Source organism: Sphingobacterium sp. JUb20, assembly GCF_004342035.1.
Classification (GTDB): domain Bacteria; phylum Bacteroidota; class Bacteroidia; order Sphingobacteriales; family Sphingobacteriaceae; genus Sphingobacterium; species Sphingobacterium anhuiense.
The window spans coordinates 218,703-231,338 of sequence record NZ_SLYV01000009.1 but is presented as its reverse complement, the minus strand read 5'-3'; the positions used below and the strand labels follow the sequence as shown (position 1 = coordinate 231,338).

Sequence of the window (12,636 nt, the reverse complement as noted above, 5' to 3'; positions counted from 1 at the left end):
GATTTCTATTTTTTAAAATGAAGCGCTTAGACTAAAACCAAAAGAACGAACACCTGGCAAAGCTCCAAATTCAATTCCTTGCGCATTTCCAATCCCATTGATTGCTTCAGGATTCAAATTGTCGGGTAGGCTTGAATAAATATAGAATAAATCTCTACCGATTAAAGAAGCAGTCATACCTTGGAAAAATTTAGTTTTCTGAACGACTGACTTTGGAACTTGATAAGATAATCTTAATTCGCGTAATTTTAACCAGGAATTATCTAATACTGCTAAACTTCTAGGCATATTTATTCCTGACCAAGCCGCATATGCTCCTGCATATTTCCACATGTAATGAACTACATCTGTGTTTTTACTGATTACATTGCCATCTCCATCTGCAAAAACGCCATCTAAAATGACACCATGGTTACCTTTTGTTCCATCAGGGTAGGTGTAAGGTAGTCCGTTTCCATCACGTTCATTTAGTGTTGCAGGTGATAATCCATTACCCATGGCAGTGGAGTAACTTCCACTCCAAACATCTCCACCCCACTTAAAGTCTACTAGTCCATATAGGGAGAAGTTTTTGTAACGTAAGTTAGTTCCTAATCCACCTGTTAATTTTGGGTTAGCGTTTCCAATCGGCACTTGTTCGCTTGTTACTGAATAACGGGTTCCTGTTGGATTTCCTTTACCGTCCATCACTCTCTCTACGATTTTACTGCCATCTTTTGCATATTTAAAGTCAGTTCCATAAATAGTTCCAAAATTATCACCAACCTTAACTTTCATTGTGACACCTTGGTTTCCAAACATTTCATCTAGGTAATATTCATTGATACCAGGAGCAAGAGAAACTAATTTGTTGGTGTTATGCGCTCCATTTAGTGTTAGGTCCCAAGAAAAATCAGGGGTTTTGATAACAGTTCCTCTTAGTGTAAATTCGTAACCTTTATTTACTAATTCTCCCGAATTTGTTCTTACTTCTCCAACACCAGAAGATGGCGCTACATTTAAGTCAATGATTTGATCGGTAGAGTTTACACGGTAATAGGTAAATGTCAACCCTAATCTATTTGCTAAGAAGCTTAAGTCAGTTCCAAATTCATAAGAACTAGTTCTTTGAGGTTTTAAATCGGCTGCCGGTAGTAAATTATTAGCAACTTTACGAACGGGTTGACCATTGAAAATACCGGTTGTATAGATATACTTTGTTTGATACGGCTTTGTTCCGATGGCACTTCCTGCAAATGCGGCTCTTAGTTTACCATAATCCAACCATGTTGGCTTGTTTGCCATTTTTTCAGTAAAGACGTAACTTAAGGATGCGGCTGGATAATTGTAACTTCTGGTATCCTTTGGAAGTGTAGAAGCCCAATCATTTCTAAAAGTCGCTTCTAAGAAAAGGAAATTATCATACGAAATATTCGCTATTCCTAATAACGAGTTAATTTGTTGCTCAGCTCGATCTTCAGTTGGTTGAAAGTCGATAGCATTACCTGCTTTATTAATATTTTTTAGATAGAATAAATAAGGTACGGCAAAAGGGCCGTCATTTTTAGCCTGAATTGCTCTATAATTAGATTTCCAGGAACTTGCTCCAACAGAAATACTACCACTGAATTTTGATCCACCTAGATTTTCTTTATGTGCTGTTGCTAAGAAATCGAGATTTCGATCAGTGGTCTTATACATTTCGTGTGCATAAGTTCCTTGTAAACCTTCTTTATCCGTAGGATAATTTTTCTTTTCTAATTCATCAGATGAAAAATTACCAGATGCTCTACCCATCAACGATAACCAATCTGTCATCTCTACATTTAATTTTATTGTTCCTAATAATTGATCCCTATTAAGAAAGGAATTGTTCATATAGGTATTCCAATATAGATCTTTACCATAGCCACCATAAGGATATCCCATTGAATAAACGGATCCATCTAAAAGATTTTTACTACCATCGGCATTTCTGTAAAGGTCTTTTTCTAGATTTTGATAATCGCGAGACATACCATATGTTGAAAATTTACCCCATGAATTGTTACTGTTTCCAACGTCGGGTGAATTTTTTCTATTATAATTGATGTAACTGGTCGAAACGTCTGCAGTGACTTTTTTAGAAATTTTAACACTGCTTCCTAAATTAAAGGTATTATTATCAAAGTCACTATTTGGAATGATAGAGGTATTGTTCTGTCTTGTATAGGATAATCGTATACTACCTAGGTCATTTGCACCACTGAAAGCAACATTATGTGTTTGTGTATTACCGTTTCTGTAAAAGGATTTGATGTTGTCCGGTTGCGGTGAATAGTTTCGTTTTGTCCCATCCCACCATAAAATTTCCTGACCTTTCATTTCAGCTCCCCAAGATGCACCAGTTCCATACCAACTAAAATAATCCCATGTATTTAATCCTCCGGGTACTGCGCCTTGGCTTAACCATCGCTGATCAGTAATATTTGTTCCTGACCATGGATCTGCGCCAGGGTATCGAACTTGGCCTTTCGCATCTGTTGGTAATGTTGGAATACTGGAATATAAAGCAATAGCACCTCCATAACCATATTTATTTTGCATATCTTGATAACGGTAGGGAGTATTGGAACGGAAAGAATAGTTATAATCAATTCCTAATCCTTCTTTTAATTTCCCTTTTTTAGTTGTGATTAAAACAACACCATTTCCACCTCTTGCACCATATAGTGCAGCAGCTGTAGGTCCTTTTAAAACACTGATATCTTCTACATCGTCAGGATTAATGAAATTTAATATAGATCCCCAATCTTGATATGACCCATTTGCTTTTGTGATATCATTACCACTACTAGCGATTTGATTGTTATCAATGGGCATACCGTCAATGACATATAAGGGCTGATTACTTCCTTTCAAAGAAGCTGCTCCCCTGATAACGACACGTTGTGAACCTCCTTCGACACCATTTGGAACACTAATATTCAAACCGGAGACTTTTCCCATCAAACCGGTTGCTACCGTAGGTGCATTAGTTTGTGTTAATTCCTGCCCACCGACTTTCTGAACAGAGTAACCAACTGTTTTTGCCTCACGCTTTATTCCCAGAGCAGTTACAACTACCTCGTCCAGGGCTCCTGCATCTTCTAACAAAGTAGCATTAATCGTTTTAGTTGAACCTACTGTAATTTCAATTGATTTATATCCTACGTTGCTGAAACGTAAAATTTCGCCTTGGGCAGCCTGAATCGTAAAACTACCATTTGCATCTGTCTGCGTTCCACGTGATGTTCCTTTTACGGAAACTGTTACACCGGCGACTGATCCTTTTGCATCTGTTACTCTCCCGGTAATAGATTGCTGTGCGAAAAGGGAGGATGCACTAAACAAGGTGCATAATGCCAATCCCGCACTTTTTTTGTAAAAATAACTCATAATGAATGGTTTATAAGTGTGGTTAGTTTTTGTGAAAAAGTGTTTGTATAAAGTTGTCTATAATAAAGGCTGAAGTTCCTAGACTCTGGGCCTGTTTATTGCTATCCGATATTTTAAGTTGTGTGGCCTGTGCTAATCGTGGAATACAAAATTCATTGATTGCTGTTTGGATCTGAGGCATTAAAATGGTTCCTGCTCGAGCTCCTCTGCCACTAATGATAATAGATTCAGGATTGAGAATATGAATTAATGTCGCTATTCCTTTTCCTAGCATATAACCTATTTTTCCGAGATTAGCGACAGCTAATTGATCGCCATTGAGTGCACTTTCTAATAGTGCATCACCCTGAGCTAACAGATTATTGTTCTGATCACCTTCTAAGCTTGATTTTTCTCCAGCATTAATTGCTGTCTGCACGTTTTTTACTGCTGCGGTAAGAGACGCTTCTACTTCAAGACAGCCTTTTTTTCCGCAGGAGCATAATTCGTTACTGTCACTGAGTGGAATATGACTGAACTCACCTGCGTAACCGCTTGATCCTTTGAATATTTGGTCGTTCACGATCATACCCAGACCCACACCCCAATTAAGATTAATGACTAAAGAACTTTTTATATTTTTAGCAGCACCAAATTTTTGTTCTGAAAAAGCAATACAGGTGGAGTCATTCTCAATGATGGTTGGTATGTTAAAGTGATCAGATATGTATTTTTTAATATGATATAACTTAGATTGTTTATCATATGAATCATTTATACCTTTTTCTGTATCCACGAAGCCGGGCATACTAATGCCTATACCTAAGAAATTGGAAACAGGGATTTTTGAGTGAGTAATTAGAGCTTCCGTTAAACTGATAATTGTTTCTAAAGCTTTATTGCTATTTTTTAAGGGATTATACTTATCAACATTTTCTGCAATTACGTTATTTTCCAGATCAAAAATGTAGATGGAGGTGTAGAATTGATCTAACGCTATTACTAAAGTATAGGTGTTTAAATTGTTGTTTATTTTGAATTGAATAGCTCTTCTTCCGCCTGTCGAAGCGGCGAGGTCATTACCTTCAATTAAATTCATTTCTAATAATGAATTTACTGATTTTGTAATGAGTGGAATGCTCTTATTAAATGTCTTACTTAACTGCGCAATCGATTGCAGTTTTTGAAAGTATATTGCTTTTATAATTTGGTTATTCATAATAGGATTGGTTTTCCGTAATAGTAAAGTTAATATAAAATTATTAAGATGCAAATACTTTTTACTTTTTTTTAATAAGTAAATTTTCTTAATAACGGGAATTAATATCATCTTAATCTAGTTAAGATATTTTGATTAAGATTTCGATATTTTGTAGGGAATAAAAGCGGTAAATTAAAATTTTTAGGAGATTTTATTATTTTAAAGCTATGTTTTGAAAAAAGATATGAGTTTCAAGAAATTGTAACAGGATTCGGAGAGATGGGCATGAAAAACCTACTGCAAGATCAGATGCAGTAGGTTTTGTGTAGTTATTTATTTTTAAACCTTATTTCAATGTTAATTGAATAACTGTTGCATAGTTTAATTTTGTGCTTGGATTCTTAACAACAATTTGATTTTCTTTCTGTGTCCATTTCAATTTTCCTTTGTGACCTAAGATACTCATGTCTTTAATTTTGAAATTATCTGGAACGTTGAACGTAAACTCAGTTGGTTGTTTATAGCTGTCGCCTTCTACAATATGGAAAACATTGACTGTCTTGCTGTCCTTACTTCTGGTATAGTAATAATCTCCATCATGATAGGGAGCAACTGGACGGGTAGCATATATTGCGCCTTGGTTGATCTGTATCCACGAAGCTAATTCTTTTAATCTGTCATACGCAGCTTGGTCGTAGTCCCCATTTGGTCCAGGCGCTATGTTCATTAAATAATTGCCTCCTCGTGCAATAATTTTGATCAAAGTTTCTACAATTTTTTTAGTGGGCTTGTACTGATCATTCGGGACATAACTAAAAGAGTTACCCATGGTGATGCAGCTTTCCCACGGGATGTCTAATGTGTGTTCTGGGATGGCCTGCTCAGGTGTGACATAATTTTCCCACTTACCCGGTACAGTACGGTCGACGACAATGATGCCGGGTTGGTTCTTACGCGCCATATTACCGATACGGTCCATATCAATATCTTGTTCTACCTTAATGGTTCGTTGCCAGTCAACAGATTGGTCAATGGTTTTGAACGGTCTGACCCAACCACCATCTAGCCATAAAATATCCACTTTTCCATATTCAGAGGTCAACTCATTCAATTGGTTGTAGGTATAATTTTTAAACTTCTCCCATCTTTCCGGATGTTTTTGCGGATCGTAATTCACGTTACGGTCTTTAGGCGGGAAATAGTTCCACCAATAAAAATCGGTATGCCAATCAGGTTTCGAAAAATAAGCACCTATTTTAAAGCCATCGTTTCGGAAGGAATTGAAAATTTCTTTTGTGATATTGGCTTTCGGATTTTTTGAAAATGGTGTATTGGGTGAGGTAACTTTGTAGTCAGACTCTTTCGTGTCAAACATGGCAAATCCATCGTGGTGCTTTGTGGTAAATACAACATATTTCATCCCGGCAGCTTTTGTGGCATCGGCCCATTTTTTAGGATCGAAATCTGTTGGATTGAATGTTTTTTGTAAATTTTCGTAATTCTTTACATAATCATAATAGTTATTTCCATGTTCTGGTTTACGTTGTGTCCAACCTTCATCTTCCGGACATAAGCTCCAGCTTTCGACAATACCCCATTGACTGTATGTTCCCCAGTGCATAAAAAGCCCAAATTTCATGTCCTGCCACTGTTCTAGGTTTTCAATAACTAATGGGTCGGTTGGTTTTTGGTAACCAGAAGATACATTATGAGCTTGCCCAAAACTATATTGTCCCGACCAGAGCAGTGCAAGGGTAGGGATTAAGGTTTTTAATTTCATGTGGTTATAATTTGTTATTATAAAACGAAAGCCACGTAAAGTGGCTTTCGTTTTAAAGGTATAAAAAAATTAATTGATGTCCCAAAAAATTTTGGTATCTCTCTTGTCCTTTGCTTTTACTGCTTCATAGTTTTCACTATTATTTGCTGTTTCTTCAGAAGGATAATTTAATCGCATCGGCGGGTTTGCAAAATTTACTAATCCTGCAACAGGAAAAGTCAATACAGGATAACCTGTTCTGCGCAATTCTGCCCAAGCTTGCTGTGCTTGAAGAAATCCATAATGAAGCCATTTTTGTGTTAATATTAATTCTAAATCTTTGTTAGAATTACCAGTAAATGAGATGGATGATTTATCAACGAAATTAGTAATGATATTTTCGTTAGGTTTTGTTTCTTTCTTCAGTTCGACATCATTTATACTGTTTAGATAATAATAAAAAGAAATAGATTGTTTTACCGCAGTATTATAAGCCTCTTTTGCTAAAGCCGCTGAACCCCATCTCAATTGTGCTTCCGCCTTTATGAAATTTGTCTCACTTGCAGAGAAAACAATGCCTGGTAATCTTTTATTATCAGCAAATGTGGTCGAATCCAAAACTGAATAAAGTGGGAAATTTTGTTCTACCTCAATTGAAGTGAAGGTAATTGGCATAGCCCTATATTCTTTATTTGCAATAAACTTTCCATCAACTGTTTTTCCAAATTTATCATAAAATACAGGAATACGAGGATCTTGTGATGGTAACATCACTTTGTTTAACATATGGTCTGTCGCATAGTGATTAGGACCTTCAATCAATGCCTGTCTTAGTGTTGATGTGTTATTTGTCAGAGGAGCAAGTAAGATGTCTGCTTGATCTGGTTTGTAATTAGCATCATTATCACCGTCAGCAAGTGGGTATTGTGCTGGATTATTTAACATTTCCAAAATTTCAGTTCTTGCTTTTGTCTCATCAACATTTGAAATTCTCATCAATAAACGTAATCTCAATGAATTTGTATATTTTCTCCATTTTGTGATATTACCTTTATTGAGAATATCATATTTACTGAATTCAGGTGTTGACTTTGCAGATTCAAAATAAGTGTTGATTTCTTTTAAATCGGCAATAAATTGATAATATAATTCTTTTTGCTCATCAAATTTTGGCAATTTGATCTCATTTGTGAATGGTAGACTTCCAGCCTCACTAAATGGGATATCTCCAAAATTGTCGATTAGTTTAGAAGCTTCATCATACATCACAACTTTAGCGGCCTGAAGAATTATTTTCGAATTGGGTTGTTCAGTTTCTGGAAGAGCTGTATAAGCTTTTTCCATAGAACGATATATTCCTAATACACCTGGAGCATAAAAATCGGTCCAATATTGATAAGAATAGCTATCACTAGGTTGGTACATAGAGTTAGACGGTGTGAAAGATGCCGTCTGTGTATAAATTGCTTGATTAGACAATATGAATGTACGATAATGCCAGTATGATGGTCTTACGCGATCATTATTTAGTAATTCAGCGAAGAAAGCCGAAATACTTGCTTTTTCTGTCGCATCAGGATTTTGGAATTTCTCTTCCAGTTGTTTTTTACATCCTATCAATGATGAGAAGATTGTAGCAACTGTAAATATAGTAATGAGTATTTTTTTCATGATTCTTAAGATTTAGAGTTAAAAGTTTGCATTTAATGAAAATCCGAAACTTCTTGTCGCCGCTGATGAACCAACATCAACTCCTTGTGACCACCATGCATTTCCTACAGGTGCTTCCGGGTCTAGATTTTCTAAAGTTCTGTAGATATAGAATAAATTTCTACCGATTAATGAAAATCTAAGATTGTTCATTTTTATTCTTTTTGTAAAGCTATCAGGAATACGGTAACCAATGGATAACTCTCTCAGCTTAATGAAATCATTGTCATATACTGCCCCTTTTTCAGACCAAGAGTCATCACCCCAGTTAAATGTATTGAAGTAGTATTCTGCTCCACTGAGATTGACGTCATTAGTTTTACCTGTATTGGCATTAACTCCTGGCAGAGTAACTCCAGTTTCTCTATATGGAAGCGTGTTCTCATACAGCCCTGAAGCCATTCCGTATTTTAAATTCTCAGAAACCATTTTACCACCGAAGCGATAATCAGCTGTAAAATCTAACATGAAGTTTTTATATGTAAATGTGTTTGTCCATCCGCCAATTGCTTTAGGCATAATGTTGCCAACCATTTTATATTTGGATTTATCCATTACATAATAACCTTCATCTGAAATCAAATTATTACCATGATCATCTTTTGCGATATCGTAGACATAGATATTACCCAATTTTTCTCCTGCTTTTGCTGTTATCTTTAATGAATTAGCATCAGCACTATAGAAAACAAGTTCATTGACACCAGCCATTAATTCCTTTACTCTAGAATTGTTAAATGAATAGTTCAATCTCGATGTCCACGTGAAGTTTTCATTTTGGATCGGTGTACCGTTTAAAGAGAGTTCTAAACCATTATTAGCTATCTTTCCGATATTTAAAATTTGAGAGGTGGCACCTGTAGAAGCTGGAGATGTCAATCCAAGAATTTGATTCTCGATGTAATTATTGTAGTAACTCACATCTAAACCTAATCTATTTTTTAAGAATTTTAATTCTAGACCAAACTCCATTTCATATTTTCGTTCAGGTCTAAGGTCTAAATTCCCGTATCTATTTTTATAGGTTAATGCTGGTATTGCTCCATTAACTGTTAATAATGGACCTTGCATATAAGCGATATTGGCTTCGTAGATCGCCGCATCATTACCTACTATACCATATGATGCACGAAGTTTACCATATGAGAATTTATCAGACTTCATATTGAAAGCATCACTGAAGATAAAACTTCCGCTAACAGAACCATATTGATAGTTATTGTTTTGAACGGGTAGCGTAGAAGAATATTCTGAACGATAAGTACCATCAAGATATAGATAACCTTTGTAACCCACATTCAATGATCCAAAATAGGCGTATTTTAGCATCTCCTTGCGGTTGTTAGTTGTTAATGGTTGGACTAAACTGTTGCTTAGACTGAACCAGTTTTCTGTAACCAAACCAGCGTCTGTACTTGAAGATTGATCATCATAGTTTTCCGAACGAGATTGGAAACCAACGCTTGCAGTATAGTCAAAATCTTGATTGATCTTGTTGCTGTATGTCAACATGGCATCACCATACAAGATGGAATAAGCTCCTTTTGTTGTTGCATATCCACCTGTACTTCTGTCAGGAAGATTGTAAACGGTTGCATTTTCATTATACTGTTTGTTTGTACTGGTAGCAGATGTAAAGTCATTACCAATTCTTCCACGGAATTTTAAATGATTGACAATATCCCAATTTAATGTAGCGCTTGTTAAGAGGCGATTTTCGGTTTCGTCGTAACTATTTTTGTATTGATTCCAAAAATAATCCAATAGATTGGAGGCTCTCATGGTATAAGTAAAATCTTCAGGACGTCCTGTTCCATATTTAGAATACTTATATCCATCTGAAGTTTGATAGGCATTTTTCATTGCTGCCATATCTTCAGTTCTGCTGAAGAATCCATCAAAACTTCCCAAAACATTTCCAAGTAAATAGGTACGGTTGTGTGTGTTGGTATTGATATAGTTTGCAACGATATCTGTTGATATTTTGTCACTTAATTTAAGTGAACTGTTTAAGTTGAAGGTATTTTTATTTTGCTTGCTACCTGGACTTGTACTTTTGTAGTCCATTCGGGTTGCACTTAAACGGTAGTTTAGTTTTTCGGTTTGATTGGAGATTCCAACGTTTGCTGTTGAATTGTAACCTTTATCAAAGACATCATAATAGTTGTTTTTTCGAGCCACATATGGTCTTACCTGTCCATCCCACCATAGTACATCCTCGCCTGTAAATTTTGGGCCAAAACTGGCGTAAGATCTAAAATAAGGTCTTCTTCCTGATGGAGAATTTGGATCTGTAATCCAACCTTCGGCAGTTGCTCCATTTGTTGTATTAATTGTAGCATCATACCCAGGTCCATATTCATTTTGGAATTTTGGAAGAAATGCCGCTCTCTCCAAAGAACCGTTGTAATTGAAATCAACACCAAGCCCGCGGCCTTTAGTACCTTTTTTAGTGGTGATGACAATAACCCCACTTGCTGCATCTGAACCGTATAGTGCACTTGCTGCAGCTCCTTTTAAAATAGAAATATTATCAATGTCAGAAGGATTAATATCTAACATTCCATTTCCACGGATACGCTGATCATTGTTGAAGTTATTGTTGTTAGCTCCTGAGGCACCGTTTTGTTGATCATTACGAATAATAATACCGTCGACCACATAAAGAGGTTGTCTTTGATAGTTTAACGAGTTAATGCCACGGATCTGTACATTTACAGCACTTGCAGAACCACCCGGTGCTGTTGTGATCTTAACACCTGGAGCTTTTCCGTACAATGCAGATCCAAAATTGGTATTTCCTGCTTTTGTAATTTCTTCTGATTTGATATTGCTGACCGCATACCCTAAAGCTTTTGAATCACGTTTGATACCCATTGCTGTTACGACGACTTCGTCTAATGCAGAAGCATCTTGCGTTAGGGATACATTAATCGATTTAGTTGAGCCAACAGTAATTTCAGTAGTTTTATATCCAATCGTTGTAAATCGCAAGATTTCCCCCTGTGAAGCCTGGATGGTAAAACTGCCGTTTGAAGTGGTTTGTGTAGCTCTTGAGGTTCCTTTTACGGTAACCGTTACGCCGGATACTGGTCCTGAAGCATCTTTTACTGTTCCGGTAATGGATTGCTGTGCGAATAAGGATGATGCACTAACTAAAGTACATAACGCTAATCCCGCACTCTTTTTTTGAAAATAATTCATGAGTAATGATTTATAAGCTAATTAGTTTGTAGTTATAAGGGTTTGTAATGTGTTTTCTATAATAAAGGCCGCAGTCCCGATACTTTGTGCCTGTTTGTTTATTTCTGATATTTTTAATTGTGTTGTGCTGGCTAATCTAGGTATGCAAAATTCATTTACTGCTGTCTGAATCTGAGGCATGAGTATGGCACCGGCTTTGGCTCCCCGACCACTAATGATGATTACTTCAGGGTTGAGGATATGGATTAAGGTGGCAATGCCTTTTCCTAACATATAGCCGATTTTTCCAAGACTGGCTATGGCAAGCTGATCACCTTGTAATGCATTCTCCAGTAAAGCATCACCTTGTGCGAGTAGGTTATTATATTGTTCGGCTTCTAAGCTTGATTTTTCTCCGGCCTTTAAAGCATTCTGTACATCTTTTACTGCAGCGCTGAGCGATGCCTCTACTTCTAAACATCCTTTTTTTCCACAGGAACAAAGGGTGTTGCTATGGCTTAGTGGTATATGGCTAAATTCTCCTGCATAACCACTCGATCCTTTAAATATTTGACCGTTTACGATCATGCCTAATCCGACGCCCCAATTTAAATTGATGACTAATGCATTTATTGTCTTTTGTGCGGCGCCAAATTTTTGTTCGGCAAAAGCAATGCAGGTGGAGTCGTTTTCAATAATTGTCGGAATTTTAAAATGATCAGTGATGTGTTTTTTAATGTGGTGTAGGTTACATTTTTTATCGTACGAATCATTAACGCCTTTTTGTGTGTTTACAAATCCGGGCATACTCACACCCGCCGCAATAAAATTGACTAGTGGAATCTGTGACTTCGTAATAAGCTGATCAGCATAACTGATGATGTTTTGGAGTGTTTCTGACTCGCAAGAAAGGGGATTATATTGATCAATAATCTGTTCAATTATTTTGTTTTCAAGATTATAAATGTAAATCGATGTATAATATTGATCAAGCGCAATAACTAACATATAATGAGAAAGGCTATTGTTTAGCTTGAATTGAATAGCGCGTCTTCCTCCCGTTGATGTCGCAAAACCATTACCCTCAATGAGTCTCATTTCCAGTAAGGAATTTATTGATTTGGTAATAACCGGAATACTTTTATTAAAAGTTTTACTTAGCTGTGCAATTGATTGTGATTCCTGAAAGTAAAGTGCTTTTAAGATTTGGCTGTTCATCATTAATTATCTTCGTATTGAAACAGTAAAGAAAGCAAATTTCTTTGTAAAATCAATGACTTTATAATTTTTTTTAATAAGTAATCATGTCTTTACCTATATTTATTAGTAACTGACTATTGAATTTGATTTAATTTTCAAAAGTTACTTAAATTGTTACAATACAATTATGGAAGTAAGAAACCAATCT

General features: G+C 36.1%; 6 protein-coding genes. All 6 read right to left on the bottom strand.

Annotation, left to right across the window (positions count from 1 at the left end; translation table 11 throughout):
* Positions 1-12: 12 nt before the first annotated feature.
* Positions 13-3,396, bottom strand: coding sequence for a SusC/RagA family TonB-linked outer membrane protein (locus EDF66_RS16515; protein WP_132843824.1), 3,384 nt, complete (start codon positions 3,394-3,396; stop codon positions 13-15).
* A gap of 22 nt (positions 3,397-3,418) precedes the next feature.
* Positions 3,419-4,594 carry an ROK family protein gene (locus tag EDF66_RS16510; RefSeq protein WP_132843823.1) on the bottom strand — a complete coding sequence of 392 codons (1,176 nt, stop codon included), beginning with the start codon at positions 4,592-4,594 and terminating at the stop codon, positions 3,419-3,421.
* A 328-nt stretch (positions 4,595-4,922) separates the two neighbouring features.
* The gene (locus tag EDF66_RS16505) at positions 4,923-6,356 is read right to left on the bottom strand and encodes an alpha-L-fucosidase (protein WP_132843821.1); all 1,434 of its coding nucleotides are present in this window, start codon (positions 6,354-6,356) and stop codon (positions 4,923-4,925) included.
* Between the two features lie 69 nt (positions 6,357-6,425).
* Complete coding sequence (locus tag EDF66_RS16500; protein WP_132843819.1) at positions 6,426-8,006, bottom strand: SusD/RagB family nutrient-binding outer membrane lipoprotein; 1,581 nt, start codon at positions 8,004-8,006, stop codon at positions 6,426-6,428.
* An 18-nt stretch (positions 8,007-8,024) separates the two neighbouring features.
* Entirely contained in the window at positions 8,025-11,249 is a 3,225-nt protein-coding gene (locus EDF66_RS16495) for a SusC/RagA family TonB-linked outer membrane protein (protein ID WP_132843817.1), read from the bottom strand.
* 21 nt (positions 11,250-11,270) lie between these two features.
* The gene (locus EDF66_RS16490) at positions 11,271-12,449 is read right to left on the bottom strand and encodes an ROK family protein (protein WP_132843815.1); all 1,179 of its coding nucleotides are present in this window, start codon (positions 12,447-12,449) and stop codon (positions 11,271-11,273) included.
* Positions 12,450-12,636: the final 187 nt, after the last annotated feature.

Excerpts from the sequence above, each read along its gene's own strand:
- EDF66_RS16490 (WP_132843815.1), bottom strand. The coding sequence starts at position 12,449 with ATGATGAACAGCCAAATCTTAAAAGCACTTTACTTTCAGGAATCACAA.
- EDF66_RS16505 (WP_132843821.1), bottom strand. The coding sequence starts at position 6,356 with ATGAAATTAAAAACCTTAATCCCTACCCTTGCACTGCTCTGGTCGGGA.
- EDF66_RS16500 (WP_132843819.1), bottom strand. The coding sequence starts at position 8,006 with ATGAAAAAAATACTCATTACTATATTTACAGTTGCTACAATCTTCTCA.
- EDF66_RS16510 (WP_132843823.1), bottom strand. The coding sequence starts at position 4,594 with ATGAATAACCAAATTATAAAAGCAATATACTTTCAAAAACTGCAATCG.
- EDF66_RS16515 (WP_132843824.1), bottom strand. The coding sequence starts at position 3,396 with ATGAGTTATTTTTACAAAAAAAGTGCGGGATTGGCATTATGCACCTTG.
- EDF66_RS16495 (WP_132843817.1), bottom strand. The coding sequence starts at position 11,249 with ATGAATTATTTTCAAAAAAAGAGTGCGGGATTAGCGTTATGTACTTTA.